This is a genomic window from Lysobacter hankyongensis (assembly GCF_039543145.1).
Taxonomy (GTDB): Bacteria; Pseudomonadota; Gammaproteobacteria; order Xanthomonadales; family Xanthomonadaceae; genus Lysobacter_I; species Lysobacter_I hankyongensis.
Map to the genome: position 1 here is coordinate 343344 of NZ_BAABJE010000005.1, position 25808 is coordinate 369151.

Consider the following 25808-nt stretch of genomic DNA (forward strand, 5'->3'; position numbering starts at 1 on the left):
GTCTGCGATCGTGCGTCCCGATGCTGCTTCTGCTGGCCGCGTGGCCGTCGGCGGTCGTCGTCGCGCAGGACGGCATGACCATCTACCGCTGCGTCGATGCGGCCGGCGCGGTCACCCTGCAGAACGACGTGCCGTGCCCGCAGGGCAGCACCCAGACCCTCCGCAAGGTCGGCGCACTGCCGACCCTGCCCGCGCCGCAGGTCGTCGCGCCGCCGCCCAGAGCGGTTGTGCCAAAGCCGGCGACCGCCGCTACCGCGGTTGCGTCGCCCGTGCCGCCGGCCCCGCCGACGAAGCGCGGTCCGCCGCCACCGCTGTTCCAGTGCCGCACCTGGGACGGCCGCGACTATCTCGGCGACACCGAAACGCCGCCCGCGGCCTGCGTGCAGATGGAAACCGTCGGCATCGACGGTTCGTCCACGCTCGCCGCCGGACAGGCCTGCGAAATGCGCCGCGACGCCTGCATCCCGGTCCCCGCCGAGCAGTTGTGCGCGGCGTGGAAAAAGCGCATGGACGAGGCGGAGTTCCGCTGGAAGTTCGGCGGCAGCCGCAACGACGACCGCAAGGCCGAATTCGAGCGCGCGACCCGGGTGTATCGCGACAGTACCTGCGCGGGTTGAACCGGCCTGCGAAGCACCGGGCGCGTCGAAACGCCCCCGGTGCCGATCGAACGATATCGAACGAAAACGCCCGGACCGATTACGGAATCGGACCGGTCGGACAGCTGAAGGTGCTGCTGCGCGACACCGAGCCGTAGGCGTTGGTGACCGTCACCGTCACCGTTGGGCGCGAGCCTGCCGTGCAACGCCCCATGTAGTAGGTGTTGCCGGAGCCGTTCGGCCAGCGGATCGTCGCCGGCGTCGCCGAGCTGTAGCTCACTTCGCACCAGTACATGCCGCCGCCGCTGTTGGCGTAATCCGGACAGACGAAGCTGGTGATGGTCGGCGGCGTGCCGCCGCCACCGCCGCCGCCCAGCGTGTACAGCAGGCGGTTCGGCGAACCGGTGCCCGGGCTGGTCACGACGTTCGGCGTCGAGGCGTTGATCAGCGCGGTGGCGACCTGCGCGGGCGTCGCCGACGGACTGTTCGCAAGATGCAAGGCGGCCGCGCCGGCGACGTGCGGCGATGCCATCGAGGTGCCGCTGAGCACGGCGCTGGCCGAGGTGTTGGCGATGCCGGCCGAGGTGATGCCGCCGCCCGGGGCGAACATGTCCAGACACGTCCCGAAATTCGAGAACGACGACCGTGCATCGTTGCTTTCGGTCGAACCGATGGTCAGCGCGTTGGCGACCCGGGCCGGCGAATAACCGCAGGCGTCGGCACTGTTGTTGCCCGCCGCGACCACCACGGTGACGCCGCTGTTGATCAGATTGTTGACCGCGGTGTCGACCGAGGTATTGGCGCCACCGCCGAGGCTCATGTTGGCGACCGCGGGCAGCACGCGATTGGCGGTGACCCAATCGATGCCGGCGATGATCTCGGACCACGCGCCGCTGTTGCCGCAGCCGAAGACGCGCACCGGATGGATGGTGACGCCCTTGGCGATGCCCCAGGTGGTGCCGCCGACGGTACCGGCGACGTGCGTGCCGTGTCCGTTGCAGTCGCTGGTGCCGCGGCCGTCGTCGGCGATCGCGCGGAAACCGTTGCCCATGCGCCCGGTGAACTCGGTATGGCCGGTCAGCACGCCGGTGTCGACGATGTAGGCGTGAACGCCGGTCGCGGTGGTGTTGTAGGTGTAGGTGCTGCTCAGCGGCAGATTGCGCTGGTCGACGCGGTCGATGCCCCAGGTCGCACCGCTCTGCGTCGGATTGATCGTGGCGACGCCGTCTTCCTCGACGTAGGCCACGCGCGGATCGGCGAGCAGGCGCGAGAGCGCCGCGTCGTCGGCCTCCACCACGAAGCCGCGCAACGCATGATCGTAGCTGCGCACCAGCTTGCTGCGGTGCGCCGCTGCGATCTCGCGCGCGGCGACGGAGACCGTCGCGCCGCTGCCGCGTTCGCTGGCGAGACGCGCGGCGGTGTCCTTGAGCACCACGATGTAGCGGCCTTCGATCGGTCGATCGGCGGTGCGCAGCTCGCCTGCCATCGCGGGCATGACCGCTGCGCAGAACAGCGAGGCGCCGATGGCGGCCGACAGTCGGTTGATTCGTTTCATGTCCATTCCTTTCCTTGTGATTGATATGAGTGACGCATCGGTACGGCGCGCACGATGAACGTGCCTCCTTCGCCGCAGCGGATCGGGCGCGATGCCAAGGAAAGAGATCAGCCCATCCCTGGCCGGTGGCCGCATGCGACGGCCCGCGTGATCCACCGGTCAGAGTCTAGAAACAGGATGTGAACGTCGGGCGAATTCGGCCCGTGCGCTGCGTTTGTTGCGGCGCGGAAAAAGAGGAACCGGGAAGCCGATCACTGTTCGGTCAGCGCCTCGCGCAGTGCAGCGGAGGCCTTCGCGCGCAGGGCGCCGAGCGGGTCGATCGCGGCCTTCGCGCGAGACACGGCCGACTTCGTCGCCGCGCGGTTCGCGGTGGTCTTGCGCGGTTTCGCAGCCATGCCGCCCGCGGCGAGGAAGGCCGCGCGCACCGCGGGATCGGTGGCGACGTGGAACTCGATTTCGTCGATCAGGCTGGGCGGCGGTGCGGGACGTCCGACCGCGGCGGCGCGCATGCCACCGCGTGCCGTCTCGCCGGCGGCGAACATCTTCGTCGCCGCGCTGGCCAACTGCTTCGGCGTGAGCTCGGGCAGATAGGGCTGCAGCCGCGCCCAGTCGGCAGCGGCGGTGCTGCGGGTGGGCGCGCGCGATGCGCTGCGCATCACCGCGCCGCCGAACGCAGGCAGCGGTGCGGCCATCAGCGCGGCGGCATCGACGAGGCCCGGACCGTAACGCCGGGTATTCCAGCCGGGCACCGTGCGGCAGTGCGTCTTCAGCAGATCCATGAACACCGAGGCGAGACGTCCGCCGTAGCGCGCGCGCAGCGCGGCCACGCCGTGGCGCTGCAGCCACAGCGCGCAGACGCCGGCGGTGGTGGCGGTGGCGTAGGACGTGCCATTGCTGCGTTCGGTGTCGAACCGCAGCGCGCCCGAGACCTTGTGCGCGTAGGCGCGCCAAACCGATTCACCGGGCGCGGTGATGTCCACCGCCGCGCCCGAGGCCGAACCGCGCCAGGGTTTCGTGTCGGCATTGCTCGCGGCCACGCCGACGACATTGTCGAGCTTCGCCGGATAGACCACGAACGGCCACTGATTGCCGGCCGCGGCGAGCAGGATGAGACCGTCGGCGATGACGCGGTCGACGGCGCGTTCGAGCGCGCGCCCGGCCCAGGGTCCGCCGAGGCTCATCGAGACGAGATGACAGCCGCGATCGCGCGCGCGATACAGCGCTTCGGCGACGTTGGCGAAATCGAAATGGATCACCGAATCCGAGACCCGCAGCGGCACCACTTCGGCGCCGGGCGCGACGCCGTGCAGATCCGTCGCGCCGCTGAAGATCACGCTGGCGGTGGCGGTGCCGTGACCGGGATGCGAGCCGGTCATCGGATCGCGCGGATCCGCCGCGTCGGCGACGAAGTCGTAGCCATCGCCGATGCGCAGCCGCGGCCCCGCGATCTGCGGATGCGCGGTGTATCCGGTGTCGGGATGACCCACGCGCACGCCGGCGCCGGTGACGCCGAACTGCGCGCGCGCGCGGTCCGCGCCCACCGCCTTCAGCGACCAGTCGCGCGGCAGCGAGCCCGGCAGGTCGCGGTCGCCGCCGCCGCTGGAACGCGTCGCGAACACCTGCGGTTCCGGCGCGGTGGCGCGAATGCGCACCGCCGGTTCGCAGTCGGCCAACAGCGGATGCGGACGCAGCGCATGCACCGCGTTCCAGGCCTGGGCCACGCTGACCCGCTCGCTGTCGTGAAACGCCACCAGCACGTCGCTCGCGCCCTTGCCCAGCGGACGGGCGATGGACTTCGCCGTCGTCAACGCCGCGAATTCGGGCACGTCGGCGCGCAACTGCGCGATGATCTTCCGGCGTTCCGCCGCGGACAGCGGATCGCCGAGATCGAGAATGAGCCCGCGGACCTCGGGACCGCTCGCCGGCGTCGATGCCGATCTGCGTTTCGACGGGCGCTCAGAGGCGGTTTTCGCCGTTTTCTTCGCCGCGCGTTTCGAAGCGGTGGTCGCCATCCGTCTGCTCCCTGTGCATGGCCGGCGGTGCCGGGGAGACCAGCATAGCGCCGCTCGCCGTCGCACCGGAATGCGTGGGGCGCCTGCACCGGTATCGTTCCGGTCGCGGATGCGGCGCAGTCGCACCGCATCCGCCGGACGCCCGGTCGAACGCGTCAGTGGTGGCCGTTGCCGACCGAACCGCCCTGACCATCGGGCAACAACACGCGGACATTCTGCATCATGCCCTGATCCTCGTGATCGAGGATGTGGCAATGCAGCACGTACTCGCCGATGTAGCGCTGATAGCGCGTGCGCACGTACAGGGTGTAACCCGATTTCACGAACAGCGTGTCCTTCCAGGTGCCCTGCGTGTTGTCGTAATCGGGCACGCTGCTGCCGGCCACGCTGACATCGCGGCCGGTCGCGTTGTCGATGATCCGCGAGATCTGGAACGGGTTCACGTGGATGTGGAACGGATGGCTGCCCAGGCCCGAGGTGAGCGTCCATTCCTCGACGTTGCCGAGGATCAGGTCGCGCGCGGTGGCGGGATCGTAGGACTGGCCATCCACCATGAACTTGCCGTTGGCGATGTTGAATTCCATGGTCTGCCCGGAGTTCGGCGTCAGCTCCGCGGTGGTGATGGTGGCATGCGGCACGAACGCATCCAGCCGCAGCCCGCGGTCGAGATCGGCGATCACTCTCGCCTTCACGTCGTCCGGCATCCAGCGCTCCGCGGAGCGCTTCAGCGTTGTGCGCAGATACGCTTCGATGTCGTTGCCGACCGGCAGGCCGGGATTCACCGACACCGTGCCCAGCAGCCGCCGGCTCTCGGCATCGCCGGAGACGGAGCCCGCCGCCGGAATGCTGTCGTCGATGACGCAGTACTCGCCGGCCGCCGGGAACACCATCAGCAGATCGCTGCGGTAACCGGGCTGCAGGATCGTCTGCGTCCTGCGGATCGTCTGCGCGTGGGTGAGGCCGTCGCTGGCGATCTCGAACTGCGGCAGCGCGTCGCCCACGCAGTTCTGCGAAATCCATTGCGGATGGTCGGAGAGTCGCAGCAGCGTCTGCGGATCCGCGCTCCTGCGCATCGGCACGAACTTCAGGGCGATCGAATCGCGGATGCCGGCATGGATGTTGCGCCAGCGCTCGACGCGACCGGCTTCGGCGTCGGTGAAGCGCGGCAGGATCTGGCCGTTGATGCTGGTGTAGCGGTTCGATTCCTTCCAGGAGGACGGCCCGAACAGGCTGTAGTTCGGCAGCGTGGTGCCGACCGGCACGCCGCCGCTGGCATCGGTGTTGACGGCGACGCCGGTGTAGCCTTCGATCTCGCCGGTGTCGCCCTCGTCGCACACCCAGTCGACGACGTTCACCACCGGATTACCTTTCGAATCGACGCCCTTGGCCATCCGCACCTTCACCTGATCCACGTCGTTGCGGCAGGCGTACTGCACCTGCTGGAACAGCACCAGGCGTTCGCGGTACGCGGTGCCGGCCTCGTCGCGCAGCAGGGTGTCGATGTCGCCGTTGCGGGTCGGCGTCGGCGGGCGATCGCCATGGATGATCAGCGCGCCGGCCATGCCGCTGGCGACCTGCAGCGCGGTGGAGCCGTGCAGATGCGGGTGATACCAGAACGTGCCCGCCGGATGCGTCGCCGGGATGTTGTATTCGTATTCGAACGACACTTTCGGCTTGATCGTGATCAGCACGTTGTCGCTGTTGCCCGACGGGCTGACCCACAGGCCATGCGAGTGCAGGTTGGTCGAGTTGAAGCAGTGCGGCGTGTTGATGTCCGCGGGCTTGCAGTTCGGTTGCGGTTCCAGCTGGTTCTTGAGGCCCATCCTGATGGTGTCGCCGGGATTCGCGCGCTGGGTCGGCGCGACGAACGGCGTGAACGGATTCGCGGGCGCGCCCTCGGCGACGTAGCTGCGCAGCCGCACGCGATCGAAGCGCCGGGTCGCGGGGTTGTAGATCCGGCCGTCGGTGAGTCGGATGTTCAGCAGCGGATCCTTGTCGGGATCGGCGCCTTCCTCCAGGCGCGCGGCCTGCAGCAGCTTCGGGCCGGCCGCGCGCGCGCGCAGCATCGGCACCAGGACGGGGTCCGCGACGATGCGGTCGGCCGGCGGTTGCGCGGGCATGCCGTCGGCGGCGAACGTGGGTGCGACGATGCTGGTGGCCGCCAGCGTCGCCAGCGCGAGCGAGCGGCGGGCGAACGGGACGGTACGCGTACGATGAGCCATGACGAATCTCCTTGTCTGGTCGGGGCAGCCTGATCGGAACTGTCCGGTCGGAACGCTGCGATCGAATGCAGCGTCGCACGCACGGACGGAACCGTACGGAATCTGCTGTCGGACGAACCCCTGTGGCGTGCGGATGGCGGTCGTGCGGGACCGCGCGACTACGATACGCCGAATCGTAGCCGCTGATCATCCGGCTGCGGCATCCGTGACGCGAGGCGTCGGCCCCGTCATTCCTTGCAGGCGACGTGGGCTCGGCGGCTCTGCGACGATCCACCGACCGTCCTTCCGATGCCACCACCATGCCGACCGTCCCCGAACAACACACGCCAGGGCAGCAGAAGACGCGAATGGCGAAGGCCGACTGGTATCCGATCGATACGGGCGATCATGGGCCGCCGCCGTTGTCCGAATGGCTGATGCGTACGTTCCAGCGCATGCATCGCAAAGGCCTGATGACCATGGCTGCCGCGAAGCTGCATGTGTCCGAACCCACGCTGCGCAAGGGCGGCCCTTCGCGACCCGCTGCCCAGCGGCGGATGATCGATCGTTTCCGATCCCACATCGCGAAAGGGATCGACGGTACGGACGAACGCTACCGCCAACACATCGATGCGCTGGATGCACGGATCGAACGCGGCCATTCATTCGATTTCTCTGCCGCTTTCGCCCGGCATGACGATCCGCGGATCGTCGATATTTGCGCGGGCATCGACAACATCAACACCGCGATGCTGCTGCGCCGGATGCCGGCGAGCGAGGCGGACGATCTGTTCCGCACCATTGCCGGGAGGCCGGGCGTGTTTCCCCGCCCGGCGATCCTGTCGCCCGCGGTGGACGCGGTGGCGCTGAACGCCATGTTGATGCTGCTGGCGCTCATGGACCATGCGTTGCGCAGGCAATATGACGATTCAAGCGTTCGGCCACGACCTGTGTTCCTCGGGCTGACGCCGAAACCAGCAGTGGGCAGAGTGCGATACAGGAGCCCCACCCGGCGATACCTGGATCATCTGTATGGATGGGCGCATCTGTTCCGTACGTGGGAACGCAGCGGTAAAGCGCTGTTGCCGGCAACGCTCCCGACACTCGCGAAAATCGATGCGGCATTCGGTTTGCAGGAGGCATCCGGCATCCGTTCGCGCGCGGTGTATTGGCGCGACAACAGCAAGGCCCTGTATCTGGCGGATGTGGACGAGATCATGGGCTGCGCCTTCGGTCAGTATGTCGACGGAATGCGTCCGCTGTGCTTCGATTACTATTTCGCGGCCATGTTCTGGGAAGCGGTGAAGGAGCACGCGCCGGAACGGCTCGACTGGGCGGTCGATCGTTATCGCGAATGGTGGGAAATCTCGCTGGCGGACGATCCGGAAGCGGGTGAACTGCCGGATCCCTACTGGTGCCTGGTTTGATGTTTTTGCGCGCGACGTTCCCTGTCGCGCGCAAGAGATCGCATCAGCGTTTCTTCGATGTTTCCGCAGTCCGCATCGCGCGTTGCTTGAAACCTTTTGCGGATGGGGTCGCGTTCGTGTTGCGGTCAGTCGTGGACTGGATTCTGCGTGCGTCCGCCGGCGTCATCGGATGCTTTTGCTGCTTGGACATCTTGCGGTGGTCCATATTGGCTTTCCTGCGTTGCGTCGACGTATCGCGACGACGCCAGCGTCGGCCAAAACACGCGTTGGGTGCGTCGGGTTTCGCGAAAGTTTCCCTTTGACTGGACTCGACTGAAGACGAACCAGATCCTTCGTGCGAACTATCAGTTGCATGCGGCCTTGGTCCTCTCCTTGTCGCCGCTCTCGGCCGCTTCGCGGCAGGCCTCGTACTTCGCCTGTTGCGCGGCGAGGGCGGCCAGTTGCTTGAGGTATTCCGTCTCGGTCGTCGCCATCGATTTCCGATCGTTCAACCCCCCGATCACAGCTTGGGAATAGGCATGGAGAACGTCGGCCGGCAACTTCGCCAAACCGAGCGCGTCGCCGCCGGCGGTGACGTCGTAGAAGGTCGGCGTGCCGTTGGAGAACGTCACCTTCCAGCTCGTCGCCGCGAACAGGGTGCGTGGGATCGGCAGATACTCCGTGGGCGAGTTCGCGTCGACCAGCGTGTGCACGAACACTCTCTGCTGATTGCCCGCTGCGGCGACGGTCACCTGCACCGGGCGCTTCTGCCGGTAGAAATAGCCATGACCGCGGCTGTCGGGATCGCCGTCCTGCCATTGCGGCTGTGGCTTGATGTCCTTCCCGATACTCTCGACCGTCACGACCAGCCCGCACGAGCCAGGATCGCCCAGGTTGCTCGTCCCGATGGCATCAAAGGTCAACGGGACCGGCGACGGCCGGTTTTCGAACAGGATCTGCCGCTGCGTGTCGGTCGCATCGAGCACCCATTCGTAGGTGCCCGCCGTACTGCAGCCCTTGCCGGGGCTCGCGTCGATGGATCTTCGCTGCACCCCGGCCGCGAGCCGGCCGAGAAACTCGGCGACCTGCGGCGTGCTGCTGCCCTCGTTGTCGCCGTCGAGCAGGCCGTTGGCGTTGACCTTCACCTTCAGCGTGTTCGATCCGATCTGGTTGCGCCGATACTGGGCGACGTAGCGCGCGCCGCGATCGGCGAACGCGTCGGTCGGCACCACCGTGACTGTGCGCGTCTGCGCTGCACCGCTCACGCCGTCGGTGACGGTGAGGATCAACTTCAGCTGCTGCTTTGGCAGGTAATAGACCATCCCGCCCTGCGGCTTGCCGGCCGACTCGGACGGTAGTTTGACCGAGCGCACCGAGGCGCATCCGGTGATCGCGACCGCAAAGGCCGAAGTCAACGCAAAGGATACTGGGCGACGGAGATGCGACATGGGCTGCTCTCTGGATGTGCGGAATTGGCACCTCGAGTAGTAGCAGACCGGGGGCCATTGCGCGGCCTCATTCCGGCATCAGAACCCGTAGCGCAAAAAACCCCACCCACCGCGATGCATTCGTCGGTGATGTAGCTCAATGCGGGCAGGCACAGGAAGGCGGCGGCGACCTCTCCCGGTTCGCGATCCGGCACCTCCGCCGCAAGGCATGACCGTTGCGGCGGAGGCGCGCTGTCGCGAATGTCTTACGGAATCTGCCCGCTCGGGCAGTTGAAGGAGGAAGACCGCGAGGTCGTGCCGTAGATGTTGGAGACGGACACGGTCACACTGACGCGGCTGCCGCTCACGCAGCGACCGCTGTACGAGCTTCCGCTGGAGCCGTTCGGCCAGCGGATGACCGCCGGCGTGCCCGAGGTGTACGCCACCCGGCACCAGTAGGTGCCGCCGCCGCTCATGCCCATGTCCGGACAGACGAAGCTGGTGATCGTCGGCGCCGGGCCGGTGGGCGGGCTGCCGCAGGTCAGGCCCACGGTGGTGAATGCAGCGGTGACATCGGCCACGGTGTATCCGAGATTCGACGCCGCCGTCTGCACCCCGCACACGCCGCTGTAGAAGTCGGTGCTGGGCGTCCAGTACAGATCGTTGGCGCGGGCGAAGACCTTGAACGCCTTCTGCGTGTTCCAGCCCGGCTTGGTCGCCAGGGTATGAAACGCCTTGTTGTAGAGACCCGACGAATAATGCACGTCCATGCCGTGGATGTAGTTCGACACGTGGCCGATCGACTTGCCGTCCTGCGGCGGATTGGCCATGTAGCGCAGCGCGCCGGCCGCCTTGAAGATGCTGGCGCCGACCAGGAAGTCGTTGGTGCCCTTCATGTAGTACTCGGCCGCTTCGCCGGCGATGTCGGAATACGCTTCGTTGATGCCGCCGGATTGATAGGCGTAGGTCAGGTTCGAGTTCTGCGCCGTGAAGCCGTGCGAGACCTCGTGCGAGGCCACGTCGAGGCTGACCAGCGGATAGAAGGTGGTGTAACCGTCGCCGAAGGTCATCGACGAGCCGTCCCAGAACGCGTTCTCGTAGTTGGTGCTGTAGTGCACGCGCATCATCAGCTGGAAGGTCAGCGGCGGCTTGCCGATGTAGGCGTTGTACATGTTGTAGATCACGCTGCCGAAGTAGTGCGCGTCGTTCAGCGGCGAGTACGCGCCGTTGATCGTCTTCACGGTGTTGCGCGGGCAGGTGTAAGAGAACGCGGTCGAACCTGTGGTGCCGTGATTGAGGTTCACGGTCTTCACGTTGGTGTTGTTCATCGTGCACGTGGTGCCCGACTGGGTGACGTCCATCTTGCCGTAGGTGGTGCCGTATTCGTACTGGCCGGTCTTGGCGTTGCCGCCGGGGCCGGTGCCGACGAGGGCATGCTGCAGGTTGTCCCACTGCTGCAGGATGCGACCGGTCTCGGCATCGACGATCACGGTCGGGCGGGTCGGCGAACCGCCGCGCGCGGTGTCGGCGAAATACGACACGACATAGGCCTTGCGGGCGCGGCCGGCGTCGTCGATGTGGATCATGAGCTCGGCCTTCTCGTCGCGCGTGCGCATGAAGCCGACGCGGGTACCGAGGCCGGCGCTCTTGCCGACGGCGAGCGCGCGATTGGCGTTGAGGCGCGGACGACCGGCCGGAATTTCGGAGGCGAGGCCGTCGACCTTGCGGCCGAACAGCGTACTGATGTTGCCGCTGCCGTCTTCGTTGACGATCACGTGCTCGCCGAAGATCGGCAGGCCGCGGAAGGTCTGCTGATAGCGATGGTTGCGCACGCCGAGATCGGTCTTGCGATCCAGCAGGAACAGGCGCGAATCGGTGTCCAGACCGAGCGAACGTGCGTGACGGGCATGGACCATCTCCGCAGCGCCGGAAGCGGCAATGTCGGTATTGCTGCGCTTGACGCGCGCGAGGTCGGTTTGATGCAGATCGCTGCGGACCGCGGCGGAGGTCGCGCCGGCAGCGAGAATCGTGGTGGCCGCGACGGCAAGCAGGCTGAAACGATGGATTTGACGCATCGGGTATCTCTCCTTGAAATGCATGGGCATTGGCGGCATGGCCGCCTGCCGCTAACGCGTGCGACGTTGATCGGTTGACCGTCGCCGATCGGAAGATTCGATGTGCGTGTGTGCCGCCCGCATCGAGATGGTGCGCCAACACGCGCGAACCCGCCGGAGAGCAGGCTCTCCGACGGGTCCGCTTTGCCTGCGATGAAGCCTGCGACGAATTACGGGATCGGGTTGGTCGGGCAATTGAAGGTCGACGTGCGCGAGACCGAGCCGCCGCTGTCGGCGACGGTGACGGTGGCGCTGATGCGCTGGCCGCTGACGCAGGTGGCCGAATACATCGTGCCGGTGCGCGTGCCGCCGCTGCCGGTCCAGGTCGCGGTGGCCGTGGTCGGGGTGTAGTCGACGTAGCAGATGTAGCGACCGCCGCCGCTGTCCGAACTCGGGCAGCTGAAGCCGGTGATCGTCGGCGGCGTGCCACCGCCGCCACCGCCGCTGCAGCTCACGCCCACCGAGGTGAAGGCCGCGGTCACGTCGGCCACCGTGTACGCCAGATCCGTGGCTGCGGTCTGCACGCCGCAGGCGCCCTGGTTGAAGTTCGTGCTCGCGGTCCAGTACAGATCGTTGGCGCGAGCGAAGACCTTGAACGCCTTCTGCGTGTTCCAGCCCGGCTTGGTGGCCAGCAGATAGAACGCCTTGTTGTACACGCCCGACGAGTAATGCACGTCCATGCCGGCGACGTAGTTCGACGCGTGGCCGATCGAATTGCCGTCCTGCGGCGGATTCGCCATGTAGCGCAGCGCGCCGGTCGCCTTGAAGATGTCGGCGCCGACGAGGAAGTCGTTGGTGCCCTTCATGTAGTACTCGGCCGCTTCGCCGGCGATGTCGGAATACGCTTCGTTGATGCCGCCCGACTGGCCCGAATAGGTCAGGTTCGAGTTCTGCGCCGTGAAGCCGTGCGAGACCTCGTGCGAAGCGACATCGAGGCTGACCAGCGGATAGAAGCGGGTATAGCCATCGCCGAAGGTCATCGACGAACCATTCCAGAACGCGTTCTCGTAGTTCGTGCTGTAGTGCACGCGCATCATCAGCTGGAAGGTCAGCGGCGGCTTGCCGATGTAGGCGTTGTACATGTTGTAGATCACGCTGCCGAAGTAGTGCGCATCGTTGAGCGGCGAGTACGCGCCGTTGATCGTCTTCACGGTGTTGCGCGGACAGGTGTACGAGAACGCCGTGGTGCCGGACGTGCCGCCGTTGAGGTTCACGGTCTTCACGTTGGTGTTGTTCATCGTGCACGTAGTGCCCGACTGGGTCACGTCCATCTTGCCGTAGGTGGTGCCGTATTCGTACTGGCCGGTCTTGGCGTTGCCGCCGGGGCCGGTGCCGACCAGGGCGTGCTGCAGGTTGTCCCACTGTTTGAGGATTCGACCGGTCTCGGCATCGACGATCACGGTCGGGCGGGTCGGCGAACCGCCGCGCGCGGTGTCGGCGAAGTACGACACGACATAGGCCTTGCGGGCGCGACCGGCGTCGTCGATGTGGATCATGAGCTCGGCCTTCTCGTCGCTGGTGCGCATGAAGCCCTGACGCGTACCGAGGCCGGCGCTCTTGCCGACGGCGAGCGCGCGATTGGCATTGAGGCGCGGCCGGCCGGCGGGAATTTCGGAGGCGAGGCCGTCGACCTTGCGGCCGAACAGGGTGCGCAGGTTGCCGCTCTCGTCCTCATTGACGATCACGTGCTCGCCGAAGATCGGCAGGCCGCGGAACGTCTGCTGATAACGGTGGTTGCGCACGCCGAGGTCGGTCTTGCGGTCCAGCAGGAACAGGCGGGAGTCGGCGTCCAGGCCGAGCGCGCGCGCGTGGCGGGCATGGACCATCTCCACGTTGCCGGCCTTGGCGATGGACGCGTTCTGCTGCGCGATCCGCGTGATGTCCTGCGGCTGCAGGTCGGTGCGCACCGCGGCGGCGGCGCTGCCGGCCGCGAAAACGATCGCGATCGCGGTCGCGACGGCGAGGGGAGTGAGGTGACGGGTTCGATGCATCGGTGTTCTCTCCTTGAGTCGATTGAGGGCGGCCGCGTGTGCGGTACGCCAGTCCTGGCCCGCGCCCCTGTGCGGGCCTCGCGATGAGGCGGTCGACGCCGGTGATGCGGATGCGCGTCCCGTGCGCAGTGCCTGCCTTCATCTCCGCGCAGCATGCCGCGTGCGCGTCGCGGTCGCTGCGACGCGGGCACCGCATCCAGATGAGCGGCGCGGGACGATGAACGAGCGGTCAGAACCCGTAGCGCAGGAACCCGCCGTCCACCGCGATGCATTCGCCGGTGATGTAGCTCGATGCGGGCAGGCACAGGAAGGCGACGGCGGCGGCGACTTCCTCCGGTTCGCCGATCCGGCCCATCGGCGTGCGCAGCAGCACGTCGTCGAGGTAATCGGGATCGGCGAGCTTGCCGGAGGTGCGGCGGGTGCGGATGTACCACGGCGCCACCGCGTTCACGCGGATGCCGTCCTCGGCCCATTCCACCGCGAGATTGCGTGTCATCTGGTGCATCGCGGCCTTGCTCATGCCGTAGGGCGCGCCGCTGCGCACGTGTGTGATGCCGGAGACGCTGCCGACATTGACGATCGCGGAGGCGGCGTGTTTCGTCAGCAGCGGATAGGCGTAGCGGGCGAGTTCGAACGCGCTGAACAGGTTCACCTCGAAGATTCCGCGCCACTCGTCTTCGCTGTAGTCGTTCGCGGCCTTGGTGAGATTGCCGCCGGCGTTGTTGATCAGGATGTTGAGGCCGTCGCCGAGATCCTCGACCCAGTCCAGCAGTTCGCGACGCTGTTCGTCGTCGCTCACGTCGGCGACGCAGGTGCGGACTTCGCCGTTCGGGAATTCCTCTTCCAGCTCGACCCGCACCGCATCCAGGCCGTTGCCGTCGCGCGCGGCGATCAGCACGCGCGCGCCGAAGCCCAGCAACTCGCGGGCGATGGCGCGGCCGATGCCGGCGCTGCCGCCGGTGACGAGGGCGAGTTGTCCGTCGAGGCGCCAGCGCTGGGGGGACATGGCAGTGACCGGGCTTGCGGGGTTGGGCGTAGGATAGCCGCGTCGCCGTCCCGGAGGAGCCTCATGTCCCGCAGCGTCCGCAGCAAAGCCGCCACCGCCCTCGTGCTGCTGTCGTGCAGCGTCGCCCTGGCCGGGTGCGGCAAACCGGAGATCCCCGATCACGACGATCGTCCCGAGCCCCAGGCCGCGCCCACGGCGCAACCGCCCACCGCGTTGCGGCAGACCATGCAGCAACCCATCGACAAGGCCAAAGCCGCCGAGGACGCGACCGCCGCTGCGGAAGCGAAGCGCGACGAGGCCCTGAACGCGGCGACCGGGGAATAGCTCGCCGCAACGGACCATCGAAAACGACGACGCCCGGCAGTGCCGGGCGTCGTGTTCAGAACCTGCGTCGCGGGTGGTTGGTTCAGAACCCGCAGAAGCAGTAGGCGATGGCCTTGGCCTGCAGGCGACCGTTGGATTCCAGCGCCTGTTCGAAGATGCGCAGATCGCGTTCGGCCTGCGGCACGATCTTCGCGAGCATGCCGCGGGCGATATCGGAATTGCCGAGCAGCGCGTGACCGATGCGGGTGGTGGCGAAGCCGCCGAACCAGCGCTCGAACGGAGTGGTTTCGCGTTCGATGTAACGCACGCGGTAGGTCCCGGGCTTGTCGCCGAGCTTGGCGCGCTTGGCGGCATCGTTCAGCGCCGTCTGCAGTCCGCCGAACGCGTCGACCAGGCCGCGTTCCTTCGCCTGCGCGCCGGACCACACGCGACCGCGTGCGACGGCGTCGACATCCGCGACCGGTTTCTTGCGCGCTTCGGACACCTTGCCGGTGAAGTCGCGGTAACCCTTCTCGATCACCGTCTGCATCACCTGCGAGACCTGCGGCGAGAGCGGGCGGCTGACGTCGAACGCGCCGGCCATCGACGTGGTGGCGACGCCGTCGGTGCGCACGCCGATCTTCTCCAGCGTGCGCGAGAAGGTCGGGATCATGCCGAAGATGCCGATCGAGCCGGTGACGGTCGAGGGATCGGCGTAGATGCGGTCGGCGTTCATGCTGATCCAGTAGCCGCCCGATGCGGCCACGTCGCCCATCGACACCACCACCGGCTTGCCGGCCTTCTTCAGCGCGACGATCTCGCGGCGGATCTGCTCGGAGGCGAACACTTCGCCGCCGGGCGAGTCCACGCGCAGCACCAGCGCCTTCACGCTGTCGTCGTCGCGCGCTTCGCGCAGCAGTTCGGCGGTGGATTCGCCGCCGACGCGGCCCGGGGGCTGTTCGCCGCCGGTGATTTCGCCTTCGGCCACCACCACCGCGACGTTGCCGTCGCCGCCGATGTCGGGAAGGCTGCCGTTGAGGTGCGCGAGATAGTTGCGGAACGACACCTGGCGGAAGCCGCCTTCGCTGTTCTCGTCGGGCGTGCCGCGTTCGATCAGCAGGTTTTCGACTTCTTCCTGCGTCTTCAGGCCATCCACCCATTTCTGCTGCAACGCGTACTTGGCGAGATCGCCCTGCACCGCGGCGATGTCGGCCGGCAGCGTTTCGATGCTGGCCGCGAGCTTCGCGGCGTCCAGCTTGCGCGCCTTGGCGATGTCGCCGAGATGGCGCTGCCAGATGTCGCTCATCCAGAACAGATCGGCTTCCTTCGCTTCCGGCGACGCGCCGTCGAGCACGTAGGGCTCGGCCGCGGATTTGAATTCGCCGACCTTGAACAGGTGGATGTCGACCGACAGCTTGTCCTGCAGGCCTTCGCGGAAGTACTGGCGATAACGGCTCAGTCCTTCCAGCAGCATGCCGCCCATCGGATCGAGGTACACCTCGTTCGCCTGCGCGGCCAGCAGATACTGAGACTGGTCGAAGCTTTCGCCGAAGGCGACGATCTGCTTGCCCGAGGCGCGCAGCGAGGCCAGCGCTTCGGCGACTTCGCGCGCCGAGGCGTAGCCGCTGAAGGACATGCCGTCCACGCGCAGCAGCACGCGTTCGATGCGCTTGTCGGCCTTCGCGGCGTTGATGACCTGCAGCAGGTCGCGCAGCTGCACTTCGTTCACGCGGTCGTCGCCGAGCGCTTCGGCCAGCGCGCGGCTGGTGGGGTCGATCGAATACTGCTCCACCAGCGTGCCCTCGGGCGCGATCACGAGGGTGCTGCCGCTTTCCACGGGAAGCACGCGCTGCGTGCTGCCGGCGCCGATGGCGGCGAGGATCAGCAGCAGCAGCCCGAAGAAGGCGATGTTGAGGATCAGGCGGCGGGTGAAATTCATCGCATCCCAGATGCCGAACAGGATGCTGGCGATGGGGCCGCGACGGCGCGGTTCATTCATGGGGGACATCTCCTTTGATCTGGATCGCAGTCTGCGGGTGGACGGCCTCGCGGTCATCCGCCATCGGTCACGGCGACGTCAAGCACGGTCGGGGGGTGCGGATCCGTGTCCGTCTGCGTGCAGCCGGCGATTCGCTTCCGGCAGCATGGGGACGCGGCGCGACAGGCGCAAGAAGCGCAGCCCCAGCAGCACCGCGGCGACGGTCAGCCCGGCGATCAGGCCCACCCACATGCCGCGGGGGCCGCCGGCCGGGATCAGATCGCCCACGCCCAGCCCCAGCGCCGCGCCCAGCGGCATGCCGATGCCCCAATACGCCACCGCCGCCAGCAGCATCGGCACCCGGGTGTCCTTCAGCCCGCGCAGGGCGCCGACCGACAGCACCTGGACCCCGTCCGGGAACTGGAATGCGGCGGCCATCAGCAGCAGGCCGGATGCCAGTGCGACGACTGCGGCATCGGAGGAATACAGCCCGGCGATGGCGTGATTGCCCAGCAACAGGGTGACGCCGGTGATCAATTGCGTCCCCAGGACCAGCGCGAAGCCGGCGAACGCGGCGCGGCGCAGGCCGTCGCGGTCGCCGCGCCCCACGGCATGGCCCACGCGCACCGTGGTGGCTTCGGCCAGCGCCATCGGCAGCATGAAGCACAGGCTGGCGACGTTGATCGCGATCTGGTGCGCGGCGGCCGGCACTGCGCCCAGGCGGCCGATCACCAGCGCGGTCGCGACGAACAGCCCGCCCTCCATCAGCCAGGTGAAGCCGATCGGCAGGCCCAGCGCCAGCAGGCCGCGGATCGGCGGCCAGCGCGGCGGCTCGTAGCGATCGAACAGCCGCAGAGTGCGGAAGCGCCGTGCGCGGGCCAGATACAGCGCCAGCGTCAGCGCCTGCGCCCACATCGTCAGCGCCGAGGCCAGCCCCAGTCCGCCGGCGCCCAGTGCGGGCAGCCCGCCCAGGCCGAAGGTGAGCGCCCAGCCCATCGGCACCAGCAGCACCAGCCCGCCGAAGCCGACCAGCATCGTCGGCACGGTGAAATGCAGGCCGTCGCACAGGTAACGCATGCACAGGTAGAGCGCCAGCGCCGGCACGCCCCAGCGGATGCCCAGCACGAAGGCCGCGGTACCGGCGCGGATTTCCGGCGCGATCCCGAGCGCTTCCAGCGCCAGCGGCGCCAGACTGAGGAAGCCGAACATCGCCAACCCCAGTCCCAGTGCCAGCCACAACGCCTGCCGGAACAGCGGGCCGATCTCCTCGCGTCGGCCGGCACCGTCGAGCTGCGAGACCGAGGCCGGCACCGCGATCAGCGTGCCCATCGGAATCAGCAGCGGCAGCCAGAACAGCGCCGTGCCCACCGACACCGCCGCCAGAGTGGCGGTCCCGTGGCGGCCGGCGATCAGGGCGTCCACCAGTCCGATCAGACCGGTCGAAACGTGCCCGGCCATCAATGGCGCGGCCAACCGCGCACTGGTGCGCAGTTCGTCGCGGAACCGCGATGTGGGAGCGTCGGACATGGCTGCGCCGGTGGCGGGTGACACCGGCATGGCGCCGGCGCAAGGGCTGATATCTTACGGCACCGCGGATCCGATCCATGTCCGCCATCCACGTCAGCCGGGGAGCGCATGACCGAACCGCAAGCCCACGCCGCGCTTTCCGCCTGCGAGAACTGCGGCAGCGTGCTGCAGGGCAGTTACTGCCATGTCTGCGGTCAGCACGCGCACAGCCCGCTGCACAACTTCGCCCATGCGGTCGAGGAAGTCTTCGAGTCGTTCTGGCACCTCGACGGCCGGATTTTCCGCACCGTGCGCGACCTGTTCGTGCCCGGACGCGTGGCCGCCGGCTATCTTGCCGGTCACCGCGTGCGCTACATCGCCCCGCTGCGGCTGTTCGTGATCATGAGCCTGCTGACGTTCTTCGTCGGCAAGGCCACGCTGCACATCGACAAGGACGCGGTGTTCACCGCCACCGACGGTCCGGCGGAGGTCGGACTGGATGCCGATCCGCCGCGAACATCGCCGAGCGGGACGGGCGCCGACGCCGGAACGGTCGCTTCGGCGTCCGCGCCGGCCACCCTGGCGGAGGCCGCCGCCGCGCCGAAAGGCGCCCTGACCACCATCGATGCCGTCATCGCCGACCGCAACCGCCAGCTCGGCGAGTTCCGTCGCGAAGCGATCGAGTCCGACGGCGGCTGGCTGCTCACTCCGCTCTCGGGCACGGTGCAGTCCGGCATCGACGATGGCGCACGCAGCCGGATGCGGAAACTCGGCGCCTCCGAAGCCGAAATCGACGTGGCGATGGCCCGCGCCGACCTCGAACTGGAAAAAGCCGAGGCCGCCACCAGGACCGCGGCCGCCAAGGACGCCGCCGACGATGGATGGGTCGCGCGCTGGATGAAGAAGCGCGGAGACCGTTTCATGCGCAACAGCGAGGTCATGCGCGAAAACCCCGACGAATTCATCCGCCTGTTCCTGGGCGCGGTGCCCGGTGCGCTGTTCCTGCTGGTGCCGCTGTTCGCCCTGTTCCTGAAAATCGTCTACATCGGCTCCGGGCGCGGCTACCTGGAGCATCTGGTCGTGGCGCTCTACAGCCACGCGTTCCTGCTCGCCGCGCTGTTGCTGCTGTTCGCGTTGACCGGACTGGCGGGACTCGCGCCGGCGGCGTGGATCTGGCCGAAGGTGGGGCTGGGGGTCGCTTCGATGGGGCTGTTCTTCGTCGTGCCCGCCTATCTGCTGGCGATGCAGCGACGGGTGTACGCGCAGCGCTGGTGGGTCACCCTCCTGAAATTCCTGGTCATCGGCAACGTCTACACCGTGCTGTTGACCTGTGCGCTGCTCTACGCTGTCATCGCCGGATTGAGCAGTTAGGGAACGCCATGGCCGCGAAACGCGTGATCTACGAAGTCAACATCGAAGTCGATGCCGCCGCACACGACGAGTACCGCGTCTGGCTGCGCGACCACATCGCCGAGATCCTCGCGCTGCCGGGCTTCAAGGGCGCCAAGGTGTTCGAAGTGCTGGAACCGCCGCCGAGCGCCGGCCGCATCGGTCTGTGCGTGCAGTACGCGCTGCAGGACCGAGCGGCGCTGGACGCGTATCTCCGCGACCATGCTCCACGGCTGCGCGCCGACGGCATGGCGCGTTTCGGCGACCGCTTCCAGGCCAGCCGGCGGGTGCTGCGGGCGACGCGTTGAGGGCGTTGCCCCCGGGATGCGCCGTCAGCGCAGGCTGATGCTGCCCAGCAACTTGTCCAGCCAGCGCGGCTTGCCGACCGGTATCGGGCCGCGCGCCGTGGATTTCTGGGTCCTCGGCACCGTGCCGGTGGCGATCGCGGCATCGCGCAGCCGGGCGATCGCGGCCACCCGTTCCGGCGCCAGGTGCTTCATCACGTAGCGGGCCTCGTCGTTCATCGCCAGCCAGGCTTCGCCGTCCAGCGAGCCGTCGCTGCGCTGCGGCAGCGCGCGCTGCAGCGCCTGCTTGTATTCGGCCGGTTCCACGCCGAACACCGCGGCCGCCTGGACGTCGTCCAGCCCCACCACCACCCGCAGCAGCAGCACTGCGCGGGTGCCTGGGTCCAGTCGCGCCAGCGGTGCGAAGTCGCCGTGCCAGAACGGCGCCAGCGGTTCGGCGTTGAGCGCCGGGTTCTGCAACAGGGTGGTCCAGAACAGCAGCGGCCAGTCGTCCTGGGCGGTATCGCGGGCGTCCTCGGTGAAGCGTTCGATCACCGCCGTCAGCGCGCGGTCGCCGTGCTCGGCCTCGCCGCATTGCAGTTCGGCCAGCAGCGCCGCCCTGCGCTCCACCCCCCGGAGGAATCCGGCGATGGCGGCGGTGGCCGCGGCGGCGGCATCGAGGGTGTGCTGGGACGACATGACGGCGCAACAACGGCTTGACGAAGGGCAGGGATGATGCCTCGCGGCCCCGGCTTCCGGCTTGACAACCATCACGAAACCGGCTCCCCAAGGCGCCGCAAGGGTTTCCGCCAGAGGGTTGTCCGTCGCGGGTTGTGCACAGCGGTCATTTTCCTGCAATGCGCGGACTTTGCCCCGGCGCTGCAGCGGCCCGCGCGCTATGTTTCACGGATAAGCGATTGATTTGAAAGGGGCAAGACGGGGTGGCGTTTTTTTCGCCAGACGCTGCGGAACCCCTGCATTTGCGGCACAAAATCCTTCGCGCACCGATTCATGCACAAACTTATCCACAGCTTGTGTGGATAATGCCGAATTCCTTTGTCGATCCGTGACTTGCGGCCGACTCGTGTGCGATCCGGCAGCAATGCGGTGCAAGTGGGGCCCGCGGTCGGCGGGTCCGGAATCGGTAGACTGCCGCCCATGTCCTACCCCGAGTCCGTGCTGCGCGTAGCCCTGCCGGTGCCGTTGCCGCGCCTGTTCGACTATCTGCCGTCGCCCGATGGTCCGCCGGCGCAGGTCGGCAGCCGGGTACGCGTGCCCTTCGGCAGCCGCAGCCTGATCGGCGTGGTCGCCGCCATCGGCGCGCCCGACCCCGCCTTCGCCGCCGATCTGCGTACCGCCGAGGCGGTTCTGGACGCGCAGCCGTTACTGGAGGGCGAACTGCTTGAGTCGCTGCGCTGGCTGGCGCGCTACACCCATGCCCCGCCCGGCGAGGTCTTCTCCACCGCCCTGCCGGCGGCCTTGCGCCGTGGCGAACCGCTGCCCGACACCCATGCCTGGGCCTGGCGGCTCACCCCCGAGGGCATCGTCGAACAGCCGCGCCTGCGCGGCCGGCCGCGGGAGCTGGCCGAGCGCCTGCTCGCCGGCCTCGCCGACGAAGATCTGCTCGACGCCCAGCTCGACGACTGGCGTCCCGCGGCGCGGGCCCTGCTCAAGCGCGGCCTGGCCGAACGCGTGGCGGTGCCGGCTTCGCAGGCCGCGCCCGTGCCGCAGCCCGGTCCGGCCGCCAACGAGGAGCAGGCCGCCGCGCTGGAGGCGCTGCGTGCCGGGTCCGGGTTCACCGCCTGGCTGCTGGACGGCGTGACCGGCAGCGGCAAGACCGAGGTCTATCTGCAGGCGATCGCCGACTGCCTGGCCCGCGGCCGTCAGGCGCTGGTGCTGGTGCCGGAGATCGGCCTCACCCCGCAGGTGCTGACCCGCTTCCGTCGCCGTCTCGGGATGCCGGTGCACGCGCTGCACTCGGGCCTGACCGACCCCGAACGCGCGCGGGTCTGGGCCGCGGCCGGTCGCGGCGAGGCGCGGGTGATCGTGGGCACCCGCTCGGCGGTGTTCGTGCCGCTGCCCGACGCCGGATTGATCGTGATCGACGAGGAACACGACGGCAGCTACAAGCAGCAGGACGGCATCCGATACCACGCCCGCGATTTCGCCCTGGTACGCGGCAAGGCGCTGGACGTGCCGGTGATCCTGGGCAGCGCCACGCCGTCGCTGGAGACCCTGCACAACGCCGAAGCCGGTCGCTATGGCCACCTGCGCCTGCGCCGCCGCGCCGGCGACGCCCAAGCACCGACGGTGCGCGTGCTCGACGTGCGCAAACGTCCGCTCGAGGCCGGGCTGTCGCCCGAGCTGCTGCGCGGCATCCGCGCCGCGCTGGATGCCGGCGGCCAGGTGCTGGTGTTCAAGAACCGTCGCGGCTACGCGCCGGTGCTGCTGTGCCACGACTGCGGCTGGAGTGCGCATTGCAAACGCTGCAGCACGCCGCTGCGCGCCTCGCCGATGACCGTGCACGGCGGCGGCCGGCGATTGCAGTGCCATCACTGCGGCGCACGGCAGACGCCGCCGCCGGCCTGTCCCGATTGCGCCGGTCTCGCCCTGCAGCCGCAGGGCGTGGGCACCGAGCGTCTGGAGGAACTGCTGGCCGAACGCTTCGGCGACGTGCCGGTGATGCGCATCGACAGCGCCAGCACCCGGCGCAAGGACGCACTGGAGAAACGTTTCGCCGAACTCGGCGACCGCGCGGGCATCCTGGTCGGTACGCAGATGCTGGCGAAGGGCCACGATCTGCCGAACCTCACCCTCGTCGCCGTGGTCGGCATCGACGAAGGCCTGTTCTCCGCCGACTTCCGCGCCGGCGAGAAACTCGCGCAACTGCTCATCCAGGTCGCCGGCCGCGCCGGTCGCGCCGAGAAGGCCGGCGAGGTGTTGCTGCAGACCCATCATCCCGATCATCCGCTGCTGCAGACCCTGATCCACGGCGGATACCACGCCTTTGCCGAGACCGAACTCGCGCTGCGCGAAGCCGCCGGATTTCCGCCGTACGCGCATCTCGCGCTGCTGCGCGCCGAAGCGCAGCACATCGAAACGCCGATGCAGTTCCTGCACGCGGCGAAGGCGGCGCTGCAGCCGCATGCCGCCGTGCGCCCGCCGCGCGGTGCCGCGCCGGAAGGACTCGCGCTGGACGGCCCGGTCCCCGCACCGATGCCGCGCCGCGCCGGCATGCATCGCGCGCAGTTGCTGCTGACCGCACCGACGCGCCGCGCGCTGCATGCCGCGCTCGACGCCGCGCTGCCGTCGATCCATGCGCTGCCCGAAGCGCGCAAGACGCGCTGGTCGCTGGATGTGGATCCGGTGGATCTGTACTGACGCCCGCGCAACGGATCGGCGACAATGCGCGCGCGGCGATGGCGCCGCAGCGGCGGGAAGAAGACGATGTCGGCGATGCCTCATGTGGTGATCGTGGGTGGCGGGTTCGGTGGGCTGTGGGCGGCACGCGCGCTGCGCGGCGCGCCGGTGCGGATCACGTTGCTGGATCGCGGCAATCATCATCTGTTCCAGCCGCTGCTCTACCAGGTCGCCACCGCCGGCCTGTCGGCCCCGAACATCGCCGCGCCGCTGCGCCAGATCCTGCGCCGGCAGAAGAACGCGACCGTCCTGCTGGGCGAGGTTGCGAAGATCGAACCCGACGCCAGGCGCCTGCGGCTCGCCGACGGCCGTAGTCTCGACTACGACCAGTTGCTGCTCGCCAGCGGCGCCACCCACGCCTACTTCGGCCGCGACGACTGGGCGCCGCACGCGCCCGGGCTGAAAACGCTGGACGATGCGCTCGAGATCCGCCGCCGCATCCTCACCGCGTTCGAACGCGCCGAAGCCGAAGACGATCCCGCCGCGCGCGCAGCGTGGCTCACCTTCGCCATCGTCGGCGGCGGACCGACCGGCGTCGAACTCGCGGGGACGCTGGCCGAGATCGCGCGCCACACCCTGCATGGCGAATTCCGCCGCGCCGATCCGCGCCGCGCCCGCGTGCTGCTGCTGGAAGCCGGGCCGCGGGTGCTGTCGAGTTTTCCCGAAGCGCTCTCTGACAAGGCGCGACGGCAGCTCGAAACGCTCGGCGTCGAGGTACGCACCGGCGTGCCGGTGAAAGCGATCGACGACCGCGGCGTGCAACTCGGCGAAGAACGGATCGACGCGCGCACCGTGCTGTGGGCCGCGGGTGTCGCCGCCTCGCCGCTGGCGCGTGACCTGGGCGTGCCGCTGGATCGCGCCGGACGCGTGATCGTGCAGCCCGATCTCACCGTGCCCGGACATCCGGAGATCTTCGTTGCCGGCGATCTCGCGTCGTTGCAATGCGAGGGGAAGCCGGTGCCGGGCGTCGCGCCCGCGGCGAAGCAGATGGGCCGCTACATCGGCGGCGCGATCCGCGCACGCCTGCGCGGCATCACGCCACCGCCGTTCCGCTATCGCGACTTCGGCAACCTCGCCACCATCGGCCGCATGGCCGCGGTGGTCGATCTGCACGGGCTGAAATTCTCCGGCCTGCTCGCCTGGTGGTTCTGGCTGGCCGCGCACGTGCTCTTCCTGATCGGTTTCCGCAACCGCCTCGTCGTCCTGATCGATTGGGCGCAGGCCTACTGGAGCTACCAGCGCAGCGCGCGGATCATCCTCGGCGGCGACCGCGACGCCTGACCGCCTCGCGGCGATCGCCGCGTTGTACCTGGCAGGGCGGCGCCACCGCCGCCAGGGAGACAGGACCATGCCACTGGACCAATACGGCGTGCTCGTCGGCGCCTACAACCGCTTCGAACGCGATCCGCCGGTGGATTACGGCAATTTCTACCACGGCCTGCTGTACCTCAACGCGCCGCTGCCGAACCAGCAGAACCTCGTCGAATGGCGCTGCGCGCTGGACGTGAAGGCGCCCGACGGCGTCGTCGAATACATCCGCATCGCGATCAAGCGCGAGGCCATCGCCGGCATCCTCGCGCTCGACCCCGGCTACCATCCGCTCGCGCCCAATGCCGCGTCCGGCGCGCTGGATTACGTGCGCAGTCCCTTCATCGTCGGCCCCATCGGCTGCCTGTCGATCTTCTACGGACTGCTGAAGGCGCTGGGCGGCCGCGAGCACAAGGTGTTCACCCAGAACGCCGGCGGCAGCGTGCTCGATGCGCTCAACGGGATGCTGATCGACATCCGCCGCGTGTACGTGTTCGGCGAACCCTTCGACCCGCTGCAGCCGGGCAACATCGGCATGCACAACGTGCACATGAACCAGGGCGACCCGATGCCCACGCCCGGTGCGCCGAACTACGGACAGCAGCTCGGCTGGTACAACAGCGGCGGTATCTGGCAGGACGGCGGCGTGCTGATCGAGCACAACGACGGAACGGTCGAGGGCTTCTTCATCAAGTTCCTGACCCAGACGATGAACACCGGCGACGACGGACATCCGCGCTGATCTTCGCGGCGCTTCTGCGCCATCGCGTCGGCGGCGGGTTCAGGCGCGTTCGACCCGGCAGGCGTAGCAGCCGGGCTTCGCGTAGTGGATGTGCAGATAGGCGACGCGCTCGATCGCGAACAACTGCGCGATGCCTGCCTCGACCTGTGCGCCGTCGACCACGTCCGCCCACACCATCATTCCGCGCGCATCGTAGGCGCGCAGCGACAGCAGCCGCGTGCGCAGCAGGGCGGGCACGTCGTCGACGCCGGGCTGCGTCCGGGTCGCCGCTTCGCGCACATAGATCGGGCCGGACGCGCGGTACGGCGTGTCGACGGCGTGATGTTCGTGCGGCAACAGCAGCAGCGTTTCGCCTTCGACCGCGTCCTGCAGACTGACGCGGCAGGGATACACCGGACGCCCGTCGGCGACGACGCGACGGATGCCGCGTCCGCGCAGCGCATCGTCGGACAACTCGAACAGCGGCGCGAACGAGTCCGCGGGCAGGGCGTGGATCTGGAAACTCATGGATGCGCTCCGTGGATGGGAGCGCACAGCGTCGCGCGCTGCGCGCGATCGCGATATCCGATT

The 25808-nt window shown here is 68.3% G+C and carries 19 protein-coding genes and 2 pseudogenes; 8 read left to right on the top strand and 13 right to left on the bottom strand.

Going from position 1 to position 25808, the window contains the following annotated elements; genetic code table 11:
• The first annotated feature begins 20 nt into the window (after positions 1-20).
• Positions 21-617 carry a DUF4124 domain-containing protein gene (locus tag ABD974_RS07500; RefSeq protein WP_345302677.1) on the top strand — a complete coding sequence of 199 codons (597 nt, stop codon included), beginning with the start codon at positions 21-23 and terminating at the stop codon, positions 615-617.
• 79 nt (positions 618-696) lie between these two features.
• Here the strand turns inward: ABD974_RS07500 and ABD974_RS07505 are convergent, their stop codons facing one another.
• The 3 genes from ABD974_RS07505 to ABD974_RS07515 all read right to left on the bottom strand — a co-directional run bounded on the left by ABD974_RS07505 (position 697) and on the right by ABD974_RS07515 (position 6385).
• On the bottom strand, positions 697-2151 hold the full coding sequence (locus tag ABD974_RS07505; protein ID WP_345302678.1) for a S8 family peptidase: 1455 nt from the start codon (positions 2149-2151) through the stop codon (positions 697-699).
• Between the two features lie 251 nt (positions 2152-2402).
• Entirely contained in the window at positions 2403-4163 is a 1761-nt protein-coding gene (locus ABD974_RS07510; RefSeq protein WP_345302679.1) for a S8 family peptidase, read from the bottom strand.
• Positions 4164-4318: 155 nt separating this feature from the next.
• Positions 4319-6385, bottom strand: coding sequence for a multicopper oxidase family protein (locus ABD974_RS07515; RefSeq protein ID WP_345302680.1), 2067 nt, complete (start codon positions 6383-6385; stop codon positions 4319-4321).
• Positions 6386-6732: 347 nt separating this feature from the next.
• Between ABD974_RS07515 and ABD974_RS07520 the strand changes: the two genes are divergently transcribed.
• Positions 6733-7791, top strand: a complete 1059-nt coding sequence (locus ABD974_RS07520; RefSeq protein ID WP_345302681.1) for a hypothetical protein — start codon at positions 6733-6735, stop codon at positions 7789-7791.
• 43 nt (positions 7792-7834) lie between these two features.
• On the opposite strand, the gene ABD974_RS07525 is transcribed toward ABD974_RS07520, so the two are convergent.
• From ABD974_RS07525 to ABD974_RS07550, 6 genes and pseudogenes are all read right to left on the bottom strand, one after another.
• Positions 7835-7996: a hypothetical protein gene (locus ABD974_RS07525; RefSeq protein ID WP_345302682.1), complete on the bottom strand. Its 162-nt coding sequence runs from the start codon at positions 7994-7996 to the stop codon at positions 7835-7837.
• Between the two features lie 139 nt (positions 7997-8135).
• Positions 8136-9218, bottom strand: coding sequence for a hypothetical protein (locus ABD974_RS07530; protein ID WP_345302683.1), 1083 nt, complete (start codon positions 9216-9218; stop codon positions 8136-8138).
• 78 nt (positions 9219-9296) lie between these two features.
• Positions 9297-9400: pseudogene (locus ABD974_RS07535) on the bottom strand (SDR family oxidoreductase); the annotation flags it as partial.
• Between the two features lie 63 nt (positions 9401-9463).
• Positions 9464-11272 (bottom strand): M4 family metallopeptidase, encoded by a 1809-nt coding sequence (locus ABD974_RS07540; RefSeq protein WP_345302684.1) that lies wholly within the window; start codon positions 11270-11272, stop codon positions 9464-9466.
• Positions 11273-11481: 209 nt separating this feature from the next.
• Complete coding sequence (locus ABD974_RS07545) at positions 11482-13302, bottom strand: M4 family metallopeptidase (protein WP_345302685.1); 1821 nt, start codon at positions 13300-13302, stop codon at positions 11482-11484.
• A gap of 229 nt (positions 13303-13531) precedes the next feature.
• Positions 13532-14308, bottom strand: a complete 777-nt coding sequence (locus tag ABD974_RS07550) for an SDR family oxidoreductase (RefSeq protein ID WP_345302686.1) — start codon at positions 14306-14308, stop codon at positions 13532-13534.
• A 63-nt stretch (positions 14309-14371) separates the two neighbouring features.
• Here ABD974_RS07550 and ABD974_RS07555 point away from each other — a divergent pair, with 63 nt between their 5' ends.
• Positions 14372-14632, top strand: a complete 261-nt coding sequence (locus ABD974_RS07555) for a hypothetical protein (protein WP_345302687.1) — start codon at positions 14372-14374, stop codon at positions 14630-14632.
• 82 nt (positions 14633-14714) lie between these two features.
• Here ABD974_RS07555 and sppA read toward each other — a convergent pair whose 3' ends face one another.
• Together sppA and ABD974_RS07565 are read right to left on the bottom strand one after the other, a co-directional pair.
• Positions 14715-16610: a signal peptide peptidase SppA gene (gene sppA / locus ABD974_RS07560; protein ID WP_345302688.1), complete on the bottom strand. Its 1896-nt coding sequence runs from the start codon at positions 16608-16610 to the stop codon at positions 14715-14717.
• Between the two features lie 78 nt (positions 16611-16688).
• Positions 16689-18116, bottom strand: a complete 1428-nt coding sequence (locus tag ABD974_RS07565; RefSeq protein ID WP_345302689.1) for an MATE family efflux transporter — start codon at positions 18114-18116, stop codon at positions 16689-16691.
• 108 nt (positions 18117-18224) lie between these two features.
• On the opposite strand from ABD974_RS07565, the pseudogene ABD974_RS19505 reads away from it, so the two are divergent.
• A pseudogene (locus ABD974_RS19505) lies at positions 18225-18522 on the top strand (DUF3667 domain-containing protein); the annotation flags it as partial.
• A 952-nt stretch (positions 18523-19474) separates the two neighbouring features.
• Positions 19475-19792, top strand: coding sequence for a DUF4286 family protein (locus tag ABD974_RS07575; protein ID WP_345302691.1), 318 nt, complete (start codon positions 19475-19477; stop codon positions 19790-19792).
• 24 nt (positions 19793-19816) lie between these two features.
• Here the strand turns inward: ABD974_RS07575 and ABD974_RS07580 are convergent, their stop codons facing one another.
• Positions 19817-20467 (bottom strand): hypothetical protein, encoded by a 651-nt coding sequence (locus tag ABD974_RS07580; RefSeq protein ID WP_345302692.1) that lies wholly within the window; start codon positions 20465-20467, stop codon positions 19817-19819.
• 459 nt (positions 20468-20926) lie between these two features.
• Between ABD974_RS07580 and ABD974_RS07585 the strand changes: the two genes are divergently transcribed.
• From ABD974_RS07585 to ABD974_RS07595, 3 genes are all read left to right on the top strand, one after another.
• On the top strand, positions 20927-23149 hold the full coding sequence (locus ABD974_RS07585) for a primosomal protein N' (protein WP_345302693.1): 2223 nt from the start codon (positions 20927-20929) through the stop codon (positions 23147-23149).
• 90 nt (positions 23150-23239) lie between these two features.
• Entirely contained in the window at positions 23240-24469 is a 1230-nt protein-coding gene (locus ABD974_RS07590; RefSeq protein WP_345302799.1) for an NAD(P)/FAD-dependent oxidoreductase, read from the top strand.
• A gap of 67 nt (positions 24470-24536) precedes the next feature.
• Positions 24537-25238 carry a DUF2278 family protein gene (locus tag ABD974_RS07595; RefSeq protein ID WP_345302694.1) on the top strand — a complete coding sequence of 234 codons (702 nt, stop codon included), beginning with the start codon at positions 24537-24539 and terminating at the stop codon, positions 25236-25238.
• A gap of 39 nt (positions 25239-25277) precedes the next feature.
• Here ABD974_RS07595 and ABD974_RS07600 read toward each other — a convergent pair whose 3' ends face one another.
• Complete coding sequence (locus ABD974_RS07600; RefSeq protein WP_345302695.1) at positions 25278-25745, bottom strand: DUF1203 domain-containing protein; 468 nt, start codon at positions 25743-25745, stop codon at positions 25278-25280.
• Positions 25746-25808 lie beyond the last annotated feature (63 nt).